Annotated in this window: 22 protein-coding genes; 6 read left to right on the top strand and 16 right to left on the bottom strand. The window is 30.7% G+C overall.

Annotated elements, in window-relative coordinates; translation table 11 throughout:
• Positions 1-18: 18 nt before the first annotated feature.
• The 5 genes from EG240_RS03110 to rnhA all read right to left on the bottom strand — a co-directional run bounded on the left by EG240_RS03110 (position 19) and on the right by rnhA (position 4,579).
• Positions 19-450, bottom strand: coding sequence for a hypothetical protein (locus tag EG240_RS03110; RefSeq protein WP_125017330.1), 432 nt, complete (start codon positions 448-450; stop codon positions 19-21).
• Between the two features lie 73 nt (positions 451-523).
• Positions 524-961 (bottom strand): hypothetical protein, encoded by a 438-nt coding sequence (locus tag EG240_RS03105; RefSeq protein ID WP_125017329.1) that lies wholly within the window; start codon positions 959-961, stop codon positions 524-526.
• 157 nt (positions 962-1,118) lie between these two features.
• The gene (locus EG240_RS03100) at positions 1,119-3,017 is read right to left on the bottom strand and encodes an amidophosphoribosyltransferase (RefSeq protein ID WP_125017327.1); all 1,899 of its coding nucleotides are present in this window, start codon (positions 3,015-3,017) and stop codon (positions 1,119-1,121) included.
• A 65-nt stretch (positions 3,018-3,082) separates the two neighbouring features.
• Complete coding sequence (locus EG240_RS03095) at positions 3,083-4,012, bottom strand: PfkB family carbohydrate kinase (protein ID WP_125017325.1); 930 nt, start codon at positions 4,010-4,012, stop codon at positions 3,083-3,085.
• Between the two features lie 90 nt (positions 4,013-4,102).
• Positions 4,103-4,579 carry a ribonuclease HI gene (rnhA, locus tag EG240_RS03090; RefSeq protein ID WP_125017323.1) on the bottom strand — a complete coding sequence of 159 codons (477 nt, stop codon included), beginning with the start codon at positions 4,577-4,579 and terminating at the stop codon, positions 4,103-4,105.
• Between the two features lie 67 nt (positions 4,580-4,646).
• Between rnhA and EG240_RS03085 the strand changes: the two genes are divergently transcribed.
• Complete coding sequence (locus EG240_RS03085) at positions 4,647-5,150, top strand: hypothetical protein (protein ID WP_125017321.1); 504 nt, start codon at positions 4,647-4,649, stop codon at positions 5,148-5,150.
• Positions 5,151-5,308: 158 nt separating this feature from the next.
• Here the strand turns inward: EG240_RS03085 and EG240_RS03080 are convergent, their stop codons facing one another.
• The 6 genes from EG240_RS03080 to purN all read right to left on the bottom strand — a co-directional run bounded on the left by EG240_RS03080 (position 5,309) and on the right by purN (position 11,500).
• Entirely contained in the window at positions 5,309-5,830 is a 522-nt protein-coding gene (locus tag EG240_RS03080; protein WP_125017319.1) for a hypothetical protein, read from the bottom strand.
• Positions 5,831-5,885: 55 nt separating this feature from the next.
• Positions 5,886-6,449, bottom strand: a complete 564-nt coding sequence (locus tag EG240_RS03075) for a LemA family protein (RefSeq protein ID WP_125017317.1) — start codon at positions 6,447-6,449, stop codon at positions 5,886-5,888.
• 11 nt (positions 6,450-6,460) lie between these two features.
• A complete protein-coding gene (locus EG240_RS03070; RefSeq protein ID WP_125017315.1) occupies positions 6,461-8,038 on the bottom strand; it encodes a DUF3137 domain-containing protein in 1,578 nt (525 codons plus the stop codon).
• A 145-nt stretch (positions 8,039-8,183) separates the two neighbouring features.
• Positions 8,184-8,921: a LytR/AlgR family response regulator transcription factor gene (locus EG240_RS03065; RefSeq protein WP_125017313.1), complete on the bottom strand. Its 738-nt coding sequence runs from the start codon at positions 8,919-8,921 to the stop codon at positions 8,184-8,186.
• Positions 8,922-8,924: 3 nt separating this feature from the next.
• On the bottom strand, positions 8,925-10,811 hold the full coding sequence (locus tag EG240_RS03060; protein WP_125017311.1) for a tetratricopeptide repeat-containing sensor histidine kinase: 1,887 nt from the start codon (positions 10,809-10,811) through the stop codon (positions 8,925-8,927).
• A 128-nt stretch (positions 10,812-10,939) separates the two neighbouring features.
• Positions 10,940-11,500: a phosphoribosylglycinamide formyltransferase gene (purN, locus tag EG240_RS03055; protein WP_125017308.1), complete on the bottom strand. Its 561-nt coding sequence runs from the start codon at positions 11,498-11,500 to the stop codon at positions 10,940-10,942.
• Positions 11,501-11,698: 198 nt separating this feature from the next.
• On the opposite strand from purN, the gene EG240_RS03050 reads away from it, so the two are divergent.
• The 5 genes from EG240_RS03050 (at position 11,699) to pyk (ending at position 16,144) form a co-directional block, all read left to right on the top strand.
• The gene (locus EG240_RS03050; protein WP_125017306.1) at positions 11,699-11,935 is read left to right on the top strand and encodes an acyl carrier protein; all 237 of its coding nucleotides are present in this window, start codon (positions 11,699-11,701) and stop codon (positions 11,933-11,935) included.
• 188 nt (positions 11,936-12,123) lie between these two features.
• On the top strand, positions 12,124-13,377 hold the full coding sequence (fabF, locus tag EG240_RS03045; protein WP_125017304.1) for a beta-ketoacyl-ACP synthase II: 1,254 nt from the start codon (positions 12,124-12,126) through the stop codon (positions 13,375-13,377).
• Between the two features lie 10 nt (positions 13,378-13,387).
• On the top strand, positions 13,388-14,134 hold the full coding sequence (gene rnc, locus EG240_RS03040) for a ribonuclease III (RefSeq protein WP_125017302.1): 747 nt from the start codon (positions 13,388-13,390) through the stop codon (positions 14,132-14,134).
• Between the two features lie 73 nt (positions 14,135-14,207).
• Positions 14,208-14,711 (top strand): IPExxxVDY family protein, encoded by a 504-nt coding sequence (locus tag EG240_RS03035; protein WP_125017293.1) that lies wholly within the window; start codon positions 14,208-14,210, stop codon positions 14,709-14,711.
• Between the two features lie 2 nt (positions 14,712-14,713).
• Entirely contained in the window at positions 14,714-16,144 is a 1,431-nt protein-coding gene (gene pyk / locus EG240_RS03030) for a pyruvate kinase (protein WP_125017290.1), read from the top strand.
• A 67-nt stretch (positions 16,145-16,211) separates the two neighbouring features.
• Here pyk and EG240_RS03025 read toward each other — a convergent pair whose 3' ends face one another.
• From EG240_RS03025 to EG240_RS03005, 5 genes are all read right to left on the bottom strand, one after another.
• Positions 16,212-16,988: an enoyl-CoA hydratase/isomerase family protein gene (locus EG240_RS03025; RefSeq protein ID WP_125017288.1), complete on the bottom strand. Its 777-nt coding sequence runs from the start codon at positions 16,986-16,988 to the stop codon at positions 16,212-16,214.
• Between the two features lie 11 nt (positions 16,989-16,999).
• Complete coding sequence (locus EG240_RS03020) at positions 17,000-18,472, bottom strand: sensor histidine kinase (protein WP_125017286.1); 1,473 nt, start codon at positions 18,470-18,472, stop codon at positions 17,000-17,002.
• Positions 18,472-19,011 carry a CopD family protein gene (locus tag EG240_RS03015; RefSeq protein ID WP_125017284.1) on the bottom strand — a complete coding sequence of 180 codons (540 nt, stop codon included), beginning with the start codon at positions 19,009-19,011 and terminating at the stop codon, positions 18,472-18,474. Before EG240_RS03015 ends, EG240_RS03020 begins: the two co-directional genes overlap by 1 nt.
• Positions 19,012-19,016: 5 nt before the next feature.
• Positions 19,017-20,033, bottom strand: a complete 1,017-nt coding sequence (gene hemH / locus EG240_RS03010; protein WP_125017282.1) for a ferrochelatase — start codon at positions 20,031-20,033, stop codon at positions 19,017-19,019.
• An 82-nt stretch (positions 20,034-20,115) separates the two neighbouring features.
• The gene (locus EG240_RS03005; protein WP_125017280.1) at positions 20,116-20,985 is read right to left on the bottom strand and encodes a helix-turn-helix domain-containing protein; all 870 of its coding nucleotides are present in this window, start codon (positions 20,983-20,985) and stop codon (positions 20,116-20,118) included.
• Between the last annotated feature and the right edge of the window lie 212 nt (positions 20,986-21,197).

Here is a 21,197-nt window from a genome sequence, read left to right as displayed (position 1 = left end):
ATTTGGTAAGCAGAAGGATTAACTTCTACTTACCTTTTTCTGTTTCATTTCTTTCTTTGCAGTAAACTTTGCATATTGTTCTGGAGTTAAAATCGTTTTGATTTTTGCGTCACGTTCTGCTCTTCTAGTTTGTATTTCTTCTTTTGAAGGTTTTGTATTTTGAGCCAATTCTCCTTTTGATTTTCTTTCACCTTTCAAAGCTTTCAATTGTGTTTTTTGAGCTTCAGTTAAATTCAAATCAGCAAATTTATCACCACCTTTTTTCTTATCTCCACGTTTTTTATCACCTTTTTTAGCATCTTTCTTACAACCTTCTTTTTTATCGCCGTCTTTTTTAGCTCTAATTTCGGTAGATTGTTTTTTACCTTCTTGGTTATTTACTTTATTTCCTGATTGTGCAAAAGCTCCAACTGTTAAAGCTAACATTGCAATTGTCATTATTTTTTTCATTGTTTTGGACATTTAGATTTTTTATTTTATTCTGATTTTGTTGTTTTATTTTTACTTATCGAAACAATTCAAATTAGCTTTTAACTTGTTTCTTATCTTTTGATTTCATTTCTTTTTTTGCAGTAAAATTTGCATATTGTTCTGGAGTTAAAATCGTTTTGATTTTTGCATCACGTTCTGCTCTTTTAGCCTGCATTTCTTCTTTTGAAGGTTTTGTATTTTGAGCCAATTCACCTTTTGATTTTCTTTCACCTTTCAAAGCTTTCAATTGTGATTTTTGAGCTTCAGTCAAATTCAAATCAGCAAATTTGTCGCCACCTTTTTTCTTATCTCCACGTTTTTTATCACCTTTTTTCCCATCTTTCTTACAACCTTCTTTTTTATCGCCGTCTTTTTTAGCTCTAATTTCTGTAGATTGTTTTTTACCTTCTTGGTTATTTACTTTATTTCCTGATTGTGCAAAAGCTCCAACTGTTAAAGCTAACATTGCAATTGTCATTAATTTTTTCATTTTAAATATATTTTATTGTTATTTGATTTTGTAATTTCAATACTTGTGCCAAAACAAAAAATCAAAACAAAACATAGGTAAACCGATAAAAAATTGCGGTAAACAAAAAAAGCATCAAGAAAACTTGATGCTTTTAACTTAAATATTTATTTTTTTTCTAGTACGCTCTTGCGTCTTTTCCTTCATAGAAATTCATAAATGCACGATTTACAACTCTATTTCCTCCATTAGTTGGATAATTTCCTGTAAAATACCAATCTCCTAAATTTTCAGGACAAGCTTGATGTAAATTCTCAACCGTTTGGAAAACAATTTTTACCTCTGCATTCACAGTAATAGGTCGTAACATTTCAGAAATCTTATCAGAAATCTCTTGATCTGTAAATGGAGCATAAATTTCTTTTACAAAATTCACAACCTCAGCATCAGGTAAGTTTTCTTGCGCTTTACATTTCGTATAAACCTCATCAACGATATGATACATATTACGATCTTTCAACAACTCTAAAGAAGCAGTAAATGCGATTAACGTTTCCATTTTAGCCATATCAATTCCGTAACAATCAGGATAACGAATTTGTGGCGCAGAAGAAACAACCATAATCTTTTTAGGATTTAAACGATCTAACATTTTAATGATCGATTTCTTTAAAGTAGTTCCACGAACAATACTATCATCAATAACAACTAAAGTATCTGTAGGTTTCACAACGCCATAAGTTACATCATAAACATGCTCAACCATATCATCACGACTACTATCATCTGTAATAAACGTACGAAGTTTTGCATCTTTAATTGTGATTTTTTCTGTACGAATTGTAGTAGATAAAATCTCACTTAATTTCTCAGCAGATAAATCGTTTTGGTTTGCAAGAATTGCAGCGATTTTCTTTTCATTCAAATAATCTTGAGCACCTTCCATCATACCAAAGAAAGAAGTTTCAGCAGTATTAGGAATATAAGAGAATACCGTATTTTCTGTATCTCCTTTAATTTCTTCAAGAATATATGGCATCATCAATCTACCTAAAGCTTTACGCTCTTGGTAAATAGAAGCATCATTTCCTCTTGAGAAATAAATACGCTCAAATGAACACGATCTTTTTTCTAATGGATCTAAAATTTGCTCAAAAGAAACACTACCACTTTTCTTAATGATAATAGCTTCTCCAGGATTTAACTCTTTTATACTCTCTAAAGGAACATTGAAAGCTGTTTGAATAACCGGACGTTCTGAGGCAACAACAACAATTTCATCATCTTCATAATGGAAAGCTGGACGAATTCCTGCTGGATCACGTAAAACAAAAGCATCACCGTGACCAATCATTCCAGCCATAGCAAATCCACCATCCCAGTTTTTAGATGCACGTTTTAAAATTCTTCCAATATCCAAACGTTCACCAATAACAGGAGAAGCTTCGCGTTTTGAAAGACCTTCATTTTTACAATCGAAATACAAATCAGTAACTTCATCATCTAAGAAATGACCGATTTTTTCCATCACTGTTACGGTATCCGCCATTTCTTTTGGATGTTGTCCCAGACGAACTAAATCTGCAAATAACTCCTTAACATTCGTAAGATTGAAATTTCCTGCAACTATTAAATTACGGTGCATCCAATTGTTTTGACGTAAAAATGGATGAACACTTTCGATGTTATTTTTCCCGAAAGTTCCATAACGAACGTGTCCTAAATAAACCTCACCAATGTATGGCAAATCAGCTTTTTGGGCTGCAACATCATTTACTAATTCTGGACGATCTTCTAATTCTTGATTGATTCTTCCGTTAATTTGAGAAAAAATATCTTGAATTGGAGACGTTTTATTTGAACGTACACGACTAATGTAACGTTCACCTGGTTCCATATCCAATTTAATACTCGCCAAACCTGCTCCATCTTGACCGCGATTGTGCTGTTTTTCCATAAGCAAATACATTTTTTGTATTGCATAAAAAGAAGAACCGTATTTTTCTTTATAATATTCTAAAGGTTTCTTTAACCTTAAAAGTGCAATTCCGCATTCGTGTTTGATCGCGTCACTCATAATTTTTTGTTGTTGTGTTGTTGGATGAAAAAAAGCCCCACGAGGAGGCTTTAGTTTGTATATAGTTAGTCAGCTAATTCGATATCGAATTGCGTTAACATTTTAAATTGTTGTAAACGAGCATCAACTTCTTGTTCAGAAAGGTTGACCATACGCTCAGTTCCGAATTTTTCAACACAGAACGAAGCTAAATTTGAACCATAAATAATGGCATTTTTCATATTACTGAAAGAAATATTTTCGCTTTGAGCTAAATAACCAGAGAATCCTCCAGCAAATGTATCTCCAGCTCCTGTTGGATCAAATACTTCTTTTAACGGTAAAGCTGGTGCAAAAAACACGTGGTCATCGTTAAATAACAATGCTCCGTGTTCACCTTTTTTAATCACCACATATTTCGGCCCCATTTGATGAATTACCTCAGCAGCTTTAACTAATGAATATTCTCCAGATAATTGACGTGCTTCTTCGTCATTAATTGTAATTACATCAATACGTTTCATTACTTCTTTTAATTCTGACAAAGCACAATCCATCCAAAAGTTCATTGTATCTAAAACAACTAATTTTGGTTTTCTTGTCATTTGATCTAAAACACCAATTTGAATGTTTGGATGTAAATTTCCTAACATAACCACATCAGCATCCTTAAAATTTTCAGGCACAATCGGATTGAAATCTGCTAATACATTCAATTGTGTATCTAATGTATCACGAGAATTTAAATCGTTATGATATTTTCCACTCCAGAAAAATGTTTTTCCGCCTGGAACTACTTCGATACCAGTTGTATCGATATTTTTACTTGTTAAAAGATCTAAATATTCTTGAGGAAAATCATCTCCAACCACCGAAACAATAGCAGATGCAACATTAAAGTGAGAAGCCGACAAACCTATATAAGTTCCTGCTCCACCAAGTATTTTATCTGTTTTACCAAATGGCGTTTCAATAGCATCAAAAGCAACCGTTCCTACAATCAATAATTTATTCATATTCTTTATTCTAAATGAAGACGCAAATATACTTAAAATTCAAATTTCTACAACTTTTTTAAACGTCTGAAATTGTTAATAATTCACAAATTATTTACATTCAATATTTTCGTAATATTCATCTATTAAAAAATCGCCACTGGTCGCAGCATTCACAGCCAAAACATCGCAACGTTCATTCATTTTGTGATTGTTATGTCCTTTTATCCATTTGAAAGCAACTTGATGTTGACGATAAATTTTCAGAAAACGCTTCCACAAATCCGGATTTTTTTTATCCTTAAACGCTTTCTTTTCCCAACCAAAAACCCAACTTTTCTCAACCGCATCGACCACGTATTTAGAATCAGTCACAACCAAAACTGTAGTTCCTGGATTTTTCAACATTTCTAAACCAGTAATCACAGCCAAAAGTTCCATTCGATTGTTAGTGGTTTTTCGATAACCTTGAGAAACTTCTTTAAAAACATTTTTACCCGCCCATTCCAAAATCAATCCATATCCGCCAGGACCAGGATTTCCACGAGAAGAACCATCGGTATATAATATTACTTGAATATTTTGCACTTGATAATTTTTTACAAAGATAAATTTATTAATTTCACATACCGATAAATTCAAAACGGATTTCGAAATGAAAAAACATCTTTTACTTACCTTCTTTTTACTGATTCAAAATGCAAATGCGCAATATTTGAACGGAAGCGTTTTTGAATATGACATCGCCTCAGATAATATTCTAGAAGTTTATTATAATGATTTAAGTGTTTGTGAAATTGATTTAGAAAAACAAAAAATCGTAAATGATTATTATTGGTTTGAAGATGGTATCATTTATGAAATCGACACAGATTATGAACAAATTATCGGAAAATATTCTAAAAATGAAATCACCGTTTATGATGAAACTTTCGATTTAGAAAAGCCCGTTTTTTCCAAAATGAAACTCACAAAAAAGAACGATTCCAAATACGAAATTAAGATTTCTTGTTACGGAAACCGAATTACAATTGAAGAAAAAAACCTTCAAGTTTCTGACGTTATAAAACTTTGGTTGATTATGAAAGGAGCTGAACGCGTGATTCAAAGAAATAAAAATGCGGATTCTATTTTTGAAGCCATTCAAATTGGTGGATAAAAATCTGCTAAACAAAAAAAGTTAGATTCAGTATCGAATCTAACTTTTAGCACAACGAAAAAATTCTTTTTCATAACATTTTTTACACACTGTTTATAAATAATAATTGAGTAATTTGTGTGTTTCGCTGTGTATTTTCATCAACATAAAACTTTCAATTATGTTGATTTGATATTTTTTATGTTTTTGTAAACTTGTGAATATTCTGGTTCAGAAATCACTTTTACTTCACTCATTCCACTAAAATCTGATTTTGAATAATATTTCATCAATTGAATGTAAAATACTTTTCCAGTTTCATCTTCATCAACATATAGTTGAATAGGTTGATTATCTGCACTGCTTGCATTTACCAAACCCGCATAATCGCTATTTGCAAACATTAAAGCCAATTCATTTTCTGAAATTGCACTACTATCAAATTTTTTAATGGCAATACTTTTGATTTTCCCACCACTCATTTTGTTATAAAATTCTGTTCCTCCGTATAAAGCAGCTAATCCTGAAATAACAATTCCAATTCCAGCAACTATTCGTACTACAAGACTTGAAAATGGAATAACACCATGCATAAACATCAAGAATAGGCATAAAGCAAGTATTAAAAAAGAAATTGCTTTTTTGACTTTATTCGTTCGTTCTTCGAATTTGTCTTTATTATCAGAATAAAAACCATACAAATTAATTGGATATACGTTTTTCGTATTTTAATGTTTTTCTTATTTTTAAATCAGTTTATTTATTAAATAATTCATCTGCATTTATAGCAGTTCGTTGTATTTCTGTTGCATATTGCCATTGATGATTTTTGAAACCGAAAATAGTTGCGATTAAGTTCGACGGAAAAACAACAATACTATCATTATAATCAGTGATTGAAGCACTCAAAAAACGTCTTCCTGCTGCAATCTGCTCTTCACAATCTTTAAATGCGTGTTGCAATTGATTGAATTGTTGATTCGCTTTAAGTTCTGGATAATTTTCAACTTGAATCATAATTTGTTTCAAAGTTGAGCTTCCTTCTTCTTGTTGTACATAAGGATTTTCGTTCTTTGTTGGATTTGCAGGTCTTCGTAATTCTGTAATTCTTTCCAAAGTTTCTTTTTCAAAAGTCACATATTGCTTAACTGTTACGATTAAATTTGGAATCAAATCTGCACGTTGAATAAATAAAGCATCCAAAGAAGAAATTGCATTTTGAATTTGATTCTTTTTTGTCGATAATTTATTATAAAGACTGATTATGTATAATAAAAACACTATACCAATTCCAATTATTATATATTGTGTTGTTGTCATCTTTCAAAAAATTAATTTCTCCAAATATTATCGTTCAATTTTAAAGTATCTATAACAGTTAGTTGTTCTGTCAATTCTGTATAAATATCATCCAATAATTCCATATTAATTTTGACGTACAACATATCAATTCCAGAACCACCTCTTGAAATAGCATTCGTTCTATTTGTAGCAATCACAATATTACTTTCATTGATTGAAATATAAACTTCACCTTTGTTTCGAACATTTATTTCTTTCAATCGTTCCATAAAAGCAGGAGTTAAAATATATCTTGCTAAAATCTGGTCATCACAATAAACTTCGAATTGCTTTTGAAATTCAGGGTCTTCAAGTCGAATTTTATCTCCAGTAGTTTTCAGATAATCTGCAATATCATTACTTTTTAATGAGCCAAAAAATCCTTTTTTTGGATGAATGATAATATTTCCATTAAACTTTTTAGGGAAACGAGCCACGAAATAATTACCAGAAAAAACAACATCATCTGGTGTTTTTTCATTTGAGAAATTAGGTCTATAACTAATTGTCAAATTACAAGATTGAAAAGCAACGCCATTATAATGTCCAATAATTTGGTCGCCACCTGAAAGACTATAATTTTTATCTTCAAATAAATTAGAATGATTTAATTCGTCGATTCCAATGTAAGTTTTCTCTATATAATGAAATTTTGGATTGACAAAAGCTACTAATCTTGATAAAATAGCTTTTTTGAAATCTAAATAATTCCCGCCTGCAGATGCTGTTTTTTGGTGATAAAATTTGAATCCATAACCTAAAATTAAAGTAAAAAGTAAAAAACCACCAATAATGAACATCAATTGATTTGAATTTGTAAACAAAGACGTTCCAGTGCTAGATAAATAGACAAAACCACCAACAAACGCAATAGCTATAATGGTTTGAAGATAAATCATATTTTTACTTTTCCTTCTTCCTCTTTCCATTTGAGCGATTTCAGTTGCAAATTCATTTTGCGCAAAAGATTGAAATTCGTTCAATGGTTTTAAATCGGTTTTATAATTTTCTTTTATCTCTGAATCATTATATAATTCAGAAATAACTTCTTGAAAATAAGCTGTATTTGCATTACTAAAAACACGAACTACATCTGGAACATAATTTTCTGGAAGCGGCAATGCATAATTTTTTGAATTGATTCCAATCTCCAAATAATGCACAGGATTTAGACTAAATTTAATTTTAGCTAATGCGATTATGGTTAAATACTTAGTGTGATTTCCGTGTATCTGACACTCGCTTCCTTCAGACAAAAAACCAAAAACTTTTTCGATGTGTTTACGTCTATTCTTTATTGCAATTAGATTTTTTATTGGATTGATAAGCGCCAACAATAATATCACAGGTACAATAAACTTGTAATAAGCACCGAAACCCTGGCTATTTAGATTTTCATCAGATCCAAAACCTGAAATATAATCTTTAAGTTGAGGCATTGCGTACTTTATAACCAATCCAACAATTACGATAATAAGTATTATAATTAGAATTATATTTCTAACAACGATTTTTCTTTCATAATCAGATTCGCAAGTGATTATCTGTTTTGCTTCATCTATATTCATAATTTATTTATCAACATATTTAAAATAATACCCCAAAAATATAACGAGGACCGATTCAATAAATAATTAATAAATATTCGAGAACATCAATTCAATATTTGCATGAAAATCAAAAATATTTGATTCGTAAAAAAGCGAAATTTGATTAAATCATTCGATTAATATAAGCTTGAACAATTTCTTTTTTCCGATCAGAAACTGGAATTAATTGTTTGGTTGACAATTCCAATTGTCCGTCTTTGAAGTATTTGGTTATGTAATTTACGTTTACCAAGAAAGACTGATGACATCTAAGAAAAGTTGTATTTGGAAGTAGATTTTCGTATTCTTTAAGAACCTTTGAAACCAATATTTTTGAACCATCAATTAGATGAAATGTTGTATAACCTTTATCGCTTTGACAATATACAATATCCATAATTTGAACAATTTGAGTATAATCAAAACTTTTTAAAGCAATTCGAGAAATAGGTTCCTTTTCGGAATAATGATTATCAACCAATTGAAATTGATGTTTATCAAATTTAAATTGTTCTTGTCTTTGAAAACATCTATCCAATGTTTTATTAAACAATTCAACATCAACAGGTTTTAACAAATAGGCAAAAGCTCCAAGATTCAACGCATCAATCGCAAATTGGTCAAAAGCAGTGATGAAAATAATTTGAGTATCGATTTCGATTTCCTGAAAAATCTGAAAACTAATTCCGTCACGTAATTGAATATCAGCCAAAATCAAATCAGGTAAAAGATTAGGAATTTCTATCTTAGCCTTTTCAACTTCGGCAGAATATCCAACAATTTGTAAATAAGGAATATTTTCGACTAAAGAAATAATATATCTCAATATATTCATTTCATCTTCAAGTATATAAACTTTCATAAATTAGCTTTTTATAATTGGTAAGAAAATTTCAACGATGTAACCAGAAACGTCATTTTCATTAAACGGACGAGCTTCGAAAAACGCATTCCTTTTTCCATCTTGATTAAAAATCAAATCAAAACGTTCTTGAGTAATGATTCTTGAAAGTGATTTTTTTCCTGTAATTGAATCAACGCCTTTCCCTGAACCATTATCTAGAATTTTAATATATAATTGATTTTCTCTTTCTTCGATATCGATTTCTAACAAACCTTTATGTTCGATATTTTTGAAACCATGTTCGATAGAATTTTCAATAAAAGGTTGAACAATCATAGGCGGAATCAACAAATCTTCAGATTGAATATTGATATTTATTTTATAATCAAAAACATTCTCATAACGCATTTGTTGCAATTTTAAATAATTTTCAATCGCATTTATTTTATCATCCAAATTCACAAACTCCTGACGATTTAATTCCAAAACATCCCGAATATATTTAGACAAAGCAACCAAATAAACATTCGCTTCCATTTTTTTATCCGTCATAATAAGTCCTTGCATATTGGTAATTGCATTATAAATAAAATGCGGATTTAACTGAGATTGTCTTGCCTTTTGCTCCAACAGATAACGTTTTTTATCAATCTCTAATTTTTCATTTTTCTCTTTAAGTAATTTTTTACTATATGTATTGTAAATCAAAACAGAAATCACAATCAAAATTAAACCACCTATAATCAAAAGCCATTTTTGCTGTAAAATCACTTGTTGATTTAAACTATTTGTTTCTATAAGAACTTTAATATCATTGTCCTTTTTCTCGGTTTTCAGTTTCAATTCAAGCTCAGCGATTTTATCATTCTTTACTTTAATCTGATTTACATGGGTAAGATTAAGTAACGTATCATGAATTTTCACCACAGTTTCATAATCCTTTTTGAATAGATAAACATCTTTTAACAATCGATAATAACCACTAATATCAGACGGAATGTCGTTTTCTTTCAAAAATTTTTGCCCAGCATTTAAATAATAAATAGCCGAATCTGGTTGTTTATCTTTCAAGAAACTAAATGCTAGATTGTGATAAACAGCATTACTTAATAAGTTTGTTTTTTTATGAAACGCAAAACTCCTCTGAGCTGCTTTAACAGACTTACTGAATTGATTCGTTTTCATAAAATATTGCGATTTGTAGTCATAAGCTCTAGCAATAGCAATCGTATCATTTAAATGAAAAGCTAATTCACGTGCCTTATCCATATAAGTCAGCATTTCATCCAGATTTTCTAATCTGATAGCAATAATAACACGAATATCAAAATAGCGTTGCATGACTTTTTCGTTATTTTTAAACGGAGTGTTTTCAAAATAAAGCTTGGTATATTCTAAAGCTTTTTCAGAATCTTCATTTTGAAAATAAGCTCGAGCCAATTCATCATACAACAAATGAGTAAACTTACTATTATGATTTTCTGCAATATGTAATATTCTGTACAGCGAATCGATTTTCTGATAAGAAATTTTATCGCTTCCATAAGTCTCGTATTTGTATCTATATAAAAATTCCAAAACTTTTATTTCATTTTTTCCTTTAATTCGGTTTAAATGAAGAATGACACTATCACGGTTGTTGATATTCGAAAAATGTATAGACTTAATTATATTATAAATCTGAATAGTATCTTTATTCGAAATATCATCAAAATCGGTAAGTATTTTTTGTAAAAAATCTTCTCTTTTAGAAAAAGGAATTGTATCTAAAGATTGAATTTTTTTTAGATAATAATCTTCAGAATGATTAAGTTGCGCAGTAGTCAAAACATCATCTTTTGCATTTTTATCAACACAGCCAAAAAAAATAAAAAAAATAACACAAAAAGAAATGAAATATATTTTCATATGTACTTTTAACAATTAAAAGCAAATGTATTAAAAATTTTAACTTAAAATCAAAAAAAGCTGTGATTCAAACAAATGAAACACAACTTTTAGGAAAAAAATATTATTATAAAAATTTAGAATATAGACTAAGTAAGTAAATCAGAAATTACTTTAGGAAAATATTCATATTCTAATTTATGAATTGCATTTGCGACATCTTGTGGAGAAAAATCAGGCTCAATATTAGTTTTAGCTTGAAAAATAATTGCTCCTTCATCATATTTTTCATTTACATAATGAATCGTAATTCCAGTTTCTGATTCTTTATTTGCAACAACAGCTTCATGAACGCGCATTCCATACATACCTTTTCCTCCATATTTAGGAAGTAAAGCAGGATGAATATTAATTACCTTATTAGGATGTTTTTCTATGATTGAAGCAGGAAACATTAATAAAAACCCAGCCAAAACAATTAAATCTGGATTAATTTCCATGATTTTATGTAAAACAGCACCATCTTTCAAACCTTGTTTATTAAAAACAAAATAAGGAACATCTAATTTTTTTGCACGTTCAATCACAAATGCATCTGGATTATTTGTGAATACAAAAAAATTATTTTTTACGTCAATATCCTTGAAATATTCAATAATATTTTCTACATTAGTTCCTGAACCAGAGGCAAATAAAACGATGTTTTTCATTCGTTAAAAAAAATTGTGTTATAAAAAGAGTCAATTGTGACTGCAAAAAAAAGAATAATAAACGACAAAACGATAAAAAACTCTGGGAAGTATTAATTATTTTTTTAATTTCGCAGTTACAAAAATCATTTTTTGTGCGGTAATTAAATTAGGTTTTATACCTTTACCGCCGTAAATTAAACTTAAAATTAAAAGATTATGTCAGACATTGCATCAAGAGTAAAAGCGATTATCGTTGACAAATTAGGTGTTGACGAAAACGAAGTTGTAGTTGAAGCAAGCTTCACTAATGATTTAGGGGCTGATTCATTAGACACTGTTGAGCTTATCATGGAATTTGAAAAAGAATTTGATATTCAAATCCCAGATGATCAAGCAGAAAACATTGCTACAGTTGGTCAAGCTATCTCTTACATCGAAGAAGCTAAGAAATAATAACAGCATTGCTCACGTGTGAAAGCACGTGAGTGTTATTATTTTTAAAAAAAGCATAAGCTTTAATTAAAAGAAAGAACAAAGATTGGTAACAATCAAATGAAAATAGCAGCCCAATGTTTCTAATATCATTTACGAAACGCTGGGTTTCCTTTTTTAATAAATAAACGATAATAAAAAATTATTATATGAACTTAAAGCGAGTAGTTGTTACAGGTTTAGGCGCACTTACACCAATTGGAAATAACATCCAAGAGTTTTGGAATGGATTAATAAATGGAGTTAGTGGAGCTGCACCAATCACTCATTTCGATGCTTCAAACTTTAAAACACAATTTGCATGTGAAGTAAAAAACTTCAATGTTGAAGAATTTATAGATAGAAAAGAAGCTAGAAAAATGGATCGCTATGCGCAATATGCCCTAGTCAGTACTATGGAAGCAATGGCTGATGCCAACTTTGACTTAGAAAAATTAGATTTAGATCGTGCTGGAGTTATTTGGGGATCAGGAATTGGTGGTTTACAAACTTTCCAAGACGAAGTTACAAACTTCAATGAAGGAAATGGAACTCCAAAATTTAATCCTTTCTTCATACCAAAAATGATTGCTGATATTGCAGGTGGACACATTTCAATGAAATACGGATTTAGAGGTCCAAACTTCACTACTGTTTCTGCTTGTGCTTCTTCTACAAATGCAATAATTGACGCTTTTAATTACATCCGTTTAGGACAAGCAGACGTAATCATCACAGGTGGTTCTGAAGCAGCTGTTACTATTGCAGGAATGGGAGGTTTCAACGCAATGCACGCACTTTCAACAAGAAACGATGATCCAAAAACAGCTTCAAGACCTATGGATAAAGACCGTGATGGTTTTGTTTTAGGTGAAGGTTCTGGAACTTTGATTTTAGAAGAATACGAACATGCTGTTGCACGTGGAGCAAAAATATACTGCGAAATTGGGGGAGGCGGAATGTCTGCTGATGCACATCATATTACTGCACCACATCCAGAAGGATTAGGAGCTAAAAATGTAATGATTAACTGTTTACGTGATGCTGGTTTACAACCTTCAGATGTAGATGGAATTAACTTACATGGAACTTCTACTCCACTTGGTGATATTGCTGAAACAAAAGCTATCAAACAGGTTTTTGGAGAACATGCTTACAATTTGAATATCAATTCAACAAAATCAATGACAGGTCACTTGTTAGGAGCGACAGGAGCTGTTGAAGCTATTTCTTGTATTCTTTCAATCAAACACGGAATCGTGCCTCCAACAATCAACCATTTCACGGATGATGAAAACATTGATAACAAACTAAATCTTACTTTTAATGTAGCTCAAAAACGCGACATGAAAGTGGTAATGAGTAATACTTTCGGATTCGGAGGTCACAATGCTTGTGTTTTAGTAAAAAAATTAGATATCTAAGATTTCTTAAATGAATTTCTTATTTAATATATTTAAAAAAGAATCTCGCCCAGTTGAAGGCGGGATTCTTTTCCAAAAACTTTCCGTTTTATTACAATTCTCTCCAAGTAATATTACCTATTACGAACAAGCTTTTACACATCGTTCAGCAAACAAGATTGACGAAAAAGGTCATCAAATAAGTTACGAACGATTAGAATTTTTAGGCGATGCCATTTTAGGAACCGTTACTGCTTCTCATTTATTTCACGCTTCACCAAATGGTGACGAAGGCTACCTTACCAAAATGCGTTCTAAAATCGTAAGCCGTGAAAACCTAAACACTTTAGGAAAAGAACTTAAACTTATCGATTTATTACAAAGTAAAATCCAAAAAAATCAATTTGGAGAAAATATTTATGGTAATATTTTAGAAGCGCTAATCGGTGCTATTTATTTAGATAAAGGATTTTTCTTTTGCGAAGAATTCATCAAAAAAAATATTTTGGTTAAACTTGAAGATATCGAAAAGCTTGAAGGCAAAATAACTAGCTACAAGAGTTTATTCATAGAATATTGTCAAAAACAAAAAAAGACTTTCAAATTCGATTCATATGAAGATGATGGCTGTGAGAATACAAAATATTTTGCAGTACGTTTATATTTCAACGAATCAATTATTGCAAGAGCAAGAGCAACTTCAAAGAAAAAAGCTGAAGAAAAAGCCGCTCAACGTGCTTATTTTGCATTACAAGAAAACTTCAAACCTAAATATTAAGGAATTGTTTTTTATTACTTTTTTATAATTAAACTTACTTATTTGTAGTAATTTTGTAAAAGAGTAATTTGTAATGGCAATCCAAAAATCAAAAAATATAGTAAAATTAAGTTTAGATGAATTCTCATTTGAGGAATTCAAACTTATTGCTATACAAACACATCTCGAAGATTATAAAGTCGCATTTACATTAAATAAAATGTTAGAAATGCGCTTTATCAAAGAACCCGTAGAAATTGAATTTACAAACGAAACTGGAACTGGAAGTTTTAGCCATTTCATATTTGAAGATTCTAGAAATGATTTAATCTGGAGTTTGGTTCAAAACAAATCCTTTATTCAAAATAATACCTCTCAAAAAAACTCGTTATTTACAGAAATCGACCATAAATTTAGTTCGCAAATCAATTTGATTCCTGAACTAAACAAATTCGATTATCTATTAAAGATTGACGAAATTGATGATTATTATGATATCGATTCGTTTATTTCAAAACTAAGTAATTTAAAGCACATATCAACTGTATATTTAGCTGATACAGAACAAATAAAATCGATAAACAATTTAATATTTTAAATATGTTATTAAGAAAAAAAACAAAAATTGTAGCAACTTTAGGCCCTGCTTGCAGCACTAAAGAAACTATTCAAAAAATGATTGAAGCTGGAGTTAATGTTTTTAGAATCAATTTTTCTCATGCAGATTATGCTGACATTGAAGAAAAAGTAAACATAATTCGCGAATTAAATGAAACGCATAAATACAACACTGCAATTTTAGCCGATTTACAAGGTCCTAAATTACGTGTTGGTGTAATGAAAGAAGATGTGGTTTTAAAACCAGGTGATGAAATTACATTTTCGACTGAGAAAGAATTCCAAGGCGATGCAAATCGTGTTTATATGAATTACAAACAATTTCCGAAAGATGTAAATCCAGGTGAAACTATTTTACTTGATGACGGAAAATTGATGTTTGAAGTTTTAGCGACTGATAAAAACACAGAAGTGAAAACGAAAGTAATTCAAGGTGGTCCTTTGAAATCTAAAAAAGGAGTTAATCTTCCAAATACAAAAGTTTCTTTACCAGCTTTGACTGAAAAAGACATCAAAGATGCCATTTTTGCAGCTGGCTTGAAAGTAGATTGGATGGCACTTTCGTTTGTAAGAACTTCAGAAGATTTAGAAGATTTACACAAAATCATCAGAGAACATTCTGAATACAAAATACCAGTTATTGCAAAAATCGAAAAACCAGAAGCTGTTGAAAACATTGACGATATCATTTCTCATTGTGATGGATTGATGGTTGCTCGTGGAGATTTGGGTGTTGAAATTCCAGCTCAAGAAGTTCCTTTAATTCAGAAAAAATTAGTTATTAAAGCAAAAACAGCTCGTATTCCGGTTATCATTGCAACACAAATGATGGAAACGATGATTACAAGCTTAACACCAACACGTGCAGAAGTTAATGATGTCGCAAACTCTGTTATGGACGGAGCTGATGCGGTAATGCTTTCTGGAGAAACTTCTGTAGGAAATTATCCTGTGCAAGTAATCGATAAAATGTCCCAAATTATTTTGAGCGTTGAAGATTCGGATTTAATCAAACTAGCAGTTACCGATCCAAAAATCAAAACAAATCGTTTCTTAACCAAAGCTATTTGTTTACATGCTGCCATTTTAGCTAATGATATTGAAGCGAAAACGATTAACACGTTAACAAATTCGGGTTATACAGCTTTTCAAATTTCTGCTTGGAGACCGAAAGCTCATATTTTAGCTTTTACATCTAACAAAAATATGTTAACTCAATTGAGTTTACTTTGGGGAGTTACCGCTTTTTGGTATGACAAATATGAAAGTACAGATATCACAATTGAAGATATTAACGATATTGCCAAAGAACACAACTACGTTAAATCTGGTGATTTTACAATTAGTTTAGCTTCGATGCCAATTATCGAAAAGGGAATGGTGAATACTATTCGTGTTTCTGAAATTGCATAAAATATATTTTATAAAACACAAAACCTCAAAACTTTCGTTTTGAGGTTTTTTATGACATATTGAAATCTTATTTAAACTCAGCTTTTCTTTTTTCTAAGAAAGCGGTTGTTCCTTCAATGAAATCGGCAGTTCCGAAACAAGCTCCGAAGTTTTTAATTTCAGTTTCAAAACCGTTTACACCGTCTTTGAAATTATCATTAACCGCAGCAATTGCTTCTTTGATTGCATTTGGAGAATTTTTAGCGATTTTAGTTGCGATTCCTTTCGTAAAAGTTAACAACTCTTCTTGAGTAACTACATGATTTACTAAACCGTAATTTAAAGCCGTTTGCGCATCAATCATTTGAGCCGTCATAATCATTTCCATTGCACGACCTTTTCCTACTAATTGAGGTAAACGTTGTGTTCCTCCATAACCAGGAATAACTCCTAAAGTAACTTCTGGCAATCCCATTTTTGCATTATCTGAAGCCACACGGAAATGAGAAGCCATTGCCAATTCTAAACCACCACCTAAAGCAAATCCGTTTACTGCAGCAATTACCGGCTTGTTCATATTCTGAACGTAATCAAACAATAATTCTTGCCCTTTGGCCGCTAATTGCGCTCCTTCTGAAGTTGAAAAACTTGCAAATTCAGAAATATCAGCTCCAGCAACAAAAGCTTTTTCACCACTTCCTGTAATGATGATTACACGAGTTTCTTTATCTTCATTTAAAGATTTAAAAGCGTGGTGTAACTCTTCAATCGTTGCTTTGTTTAAAGCGTTTAATTTTGTAGGACGATTGATAATAATCGTACTGATTGCATTTTCTTTTTCGATTAAAATATTTTCGAAATTCATGTTTTATATATTTAGTTAGTTATAGGTAATTTCACAAAGAAAGTTGTTCCTTTATCAATAATAGTTTCAAAATGAATGTTTCCACCATAAGATTCTACCATATTTTTAATCATTGCTAATCCCAATCCCATTCCACTTGATTTAGTTGTGAATTGTGGTTCAAAAATTCGATTTCGGATTTCAACCGGAATTCCGCTACCGTTATCTTTTACTTCAATACAAACATCAGTTCCTGTTCGATAAATCTTAACTTTAACTGAAGGAAAAGGTTCATATTCTGGAATAGCTTGAATTGCATTTTTTACCAAATTATTGATAATTCGAACAATTTGCGTTCTATCAAAAGTAGTAATTATTTCTTCTTCCGAAGATTCAAAAGTAACATAATCTTCATTGAATATATCCAAAGCCAATTCAACAGTTTCAACAATATTCAATGTTTCATTTTCTTGAGCTGGCATTGAAGCAAAGTTTGAAAAAGCAGAAGCAACCGAAGTCATCGTATCGATTTGTTGAATCAAAGTATTCGAATAATCCTTTAGCTTTTCACGAATATTTGGGTCTTCTGGATTAAATCTACGCTCAAAACTTTGAACGGTTAATCGCATTGGAGTTAACGGATTTTTAATTTCGTGCGCTACTTGTTTTGCCATTTCCCGCCAAGCGTGTTCACGTTCGTTTTGTGCTAATTTTTTCGCACTTTCTTCCAACTGATCAACCATTGTGTTATATGCATCAATCAACGTGAGAATTTCGCTTGAAGCGTGTGCAACATTAATTCGTTCATTCTTCTTATTAAGCTGAGTCATTTGAATTTTGTCACTAATCAACTGAATATTTTTAGTAATATAACTCGAAAGAAAATAAGCTAAAACAATTGCTATCAAAAACACAAACACAAAAATCTGACCGAAACGAATCAAGAAGCTTTGCATTTCTTCATCATAAAATTGGGTTTCTTCTTTATACGGAAGATTGATAATTCCCAAAGGTTTAAACTGATTATCTTCGATATAATTATATGCTGAACGGAATCGGTATCCGTTTAATAAGCGTAAATCGACAAAACGTTTTTGTGGTGAAGAACGAATAATTTTTAAAATAATATCCGAAATTTTAGAATGATTTGTTCCATCAACTTTAAAATTTCCCTTAGATGAAATAATCAAATTACCTTCTAAATCGTGAATATTGATTTGAGAACTGTGAATGGTTGATAATTCGTGAATTTTATCTTTGAATATCAACGGTAAATTTTCTGTCGTTAATGGATATGAAGTATTATCAAGAACAAACTTAACATGTTCGTTTATGGAATTTTCTTTTCGAAGTAAACGGTCTTGATGATACGATTTGGCTTCTTCTTTGAATTGATAAATAGCAACAATTCCAATCAATACGGATGAAACAAGTGTTAGAAAAATCATCGAAATGAAAATCCTAAATCGTAAAGATGAATTTTGTATGCTAAAACCTTTTGTCATTAATTCTTTTTGCGTTCTCTTATTCTTTTGTAGAGTTTATATCCCATCATCAAAAGCATTGAAAAAACAATGATTCCAACAACGCCGAAAATCCAATTGAAAGCGCTTTTTAAAATTACTAAAAAAACAACAGAAAAAAGGATTATTGTCGCACCTTCGTTCCAAATTCTAAAAAAAGAATTTGATTTTTTCAGTGTATCATTTTCAACCTGCTTTACAAATTGATGGCATTTGATGTGATAAATCCATAATAAAACAACAAAAAGTAATTTTACGTGCATCCAAGGTTGTTGTAACAAAAACGGATTTTCAAACAACATCCAGATTCCAAAAATCGTAGCTAAAATAGCAGCTGGCCAAGTAATGATAAACCACAATCGATTGGTCATTAAAGCCAATTGTTTAGTCAAAATCGAACGTTCTAAAGCTTCTTTTGTTTGTGCTTCGGCATAATACACAAAAAGCCGAACAATATAAAAAAGTCCGGCAAACCAACATACGATAAATATGATATGTAAAGCTTTTAAGTATAAATACATAAATATTAGTTTTTAACCCAATCTTTAATCCAATCGGCAACAACTTCGCACCATTCGTCATCATCATTCAAACACGGAATAGCTAAAAATTCTTCGCCTCCGTTTTCTTTAAAATCTTCATTAGCACGCATTGCAATTTCTTCTAAAGTTTCTAAACAATCAGTAACAAAAGCAGGAGTTACAACAGCAATTTTCTTAATTCCTTTTGCTGGCATATTGTCAATTTCAACATCGGTATATGGCTCTAACCATTTATCACCAGCCAAGCGCGATTGAAAAGTTAAGGTATAACTTTCTTTTGGCAACTGCAAATATTCTGCAACCAAACGTGTCGTTTCATAACATTGATGACGGTAACAAAATGCGTGCGCTTCCGAAGCAGTTGCGCAACAAGAACCATCAATTTTACAATGTGATTTGGTTACATCGGTTTTACGAATATGTCTTTCTGGAATTCCGTGATACGAAAAAACCAATTGATCATAATTGAAACCTTCTAAATGTTTTTTAATTGATTCTGATAAAACTCTGATAAAACCAGGTTTGTTATAAAACGCAGGAAAATTGGTAAGTTTCATATTCGGGAAACTTTTCTTACGAATTTTCTCTGCCAAAACTTCAATTGTTAAAGTCGAAGCCATTGCATATTGTGGATACAAAGGAAGCAACATCACATCTGTAACACCTTGTTCATGCAATTCTTGTAAACCTTTTTCAATAGTCATACTTCCATAACGCATTGCTAAAGCAACCGGAACGTCAACCAAAGGTTTCACTTTTTTATGCATTCTTTCAGAAAGAACGATTAATGGAGAACCTTCATCTGTCCATATTTTTTTGTAAGCGTGAGCAGATTCTTCTGGTCTTTTACGTAAAATTATTCCTCTTACTAAGAATGCTCTCAATAAAAACGGAACGTCAATTACATATTTATCCATTAAAAACTCGTCTAAATATGGTTTAACATCTTTAGGTTCTGGACTATCTGGTGAACCAAGATTTACTAATAAAACTCCCTTCATCTTCTTTATTTTTCACAAAGGTATTACGCTTTGTTCTATTTAAATTTAAATTTTTATAATTTTTATCTATTCTAAAATCGATTTAATTCATATTAATCGACATCAAGTATTTTTTTGGAGTTGTTCCGTATTTCTTTTTAAAAGCCGCAATAAAATGACTCGCTGTACTATATCCTACTTTAATCCCAACTTCGTTAACGTTATACGTTCCGCTATCTAAAAGTTTTCTAGCGAAATCCATCTTATAATCAAACAAAAATCCATAAACCGTTTCTCCGTAAATCTGTTTAAAACCTTGTTTTAGTTTTTTTAGATTTAATCCAACTTCATCTGCTAATTCTTGTAAAGTTGGTGGTTCAACCATATTACGAATTAAAATATCTTTTGCTTGTTTGATTCGGATTACATTATCTTCATCAGCTCTAAACGGACAATTTTCGCCATCTTCATTTTCGTTTGTATTGAACAACAAACTTAATAATTCATAAACTTTAGCTTTGTAATAAATTTTCTGAACCATCGGATTCAAATGAAAATTCATAATCTGATTTAAAACAATCGCTATTGATGGAGATAACTGAACTTCTGAATAATGTTTTTTATCGCGATTTTCATTATTCAAGAATGGAATAAACTCCGCTTCTGTAGAGAACAAAGAATGAAATTTTTTTACGGAAATCAAAACAGAAATAACCCACGAATTTTTATCAACTTTAATATGATAAGGTAAAGAACGTTGCGGATTATACAAGATTAACCCCTTTTCTTCTGGTAATTTCATCTCATAAGTTCCTTTATTGAAATAGAAAGTTGCATTTCCTTTCAAACAAAAATGAAACTGCATAATTCCGTGAGGCTGCTCTTTTTCAACAACCACTTCATTTACAGCATCATTCTTAAAACGAAGACAAACAAAATCGTCTTCTAGAATTATTTTTTCCTTTGAACTCATAGCGTTGTTTTTATAGATTTAACAAATCTTTGTATAGAGAATATTTATTTAGAATTAATCTAAATTATTTCATTCAAAGAATACATAAACACTACAAAAATAGATATTTTACGTCAAATCTAACGCTAAAAAAAACATAAAATCAACAACCGATAAAATTAGTCCTTCTAGCGTTGTTTTTATACATTTAGTTGTCTTAACTTTGTGTACTT

Origin of the sequence: Paenimyroides tangerinum, from assembly GCF_003865405.1 — a bacterium.
Classification (GTDB): domain Bacteria; phylum Bacteroidota; class Bacteroidia; order Flavobacteriales; family Flavobacteriaceae; genus Flavobacterium; species Flavobacterium tangerinum.
This window is presented reverse-complemented; position numbering and strand designations above follow the sequence as displayed.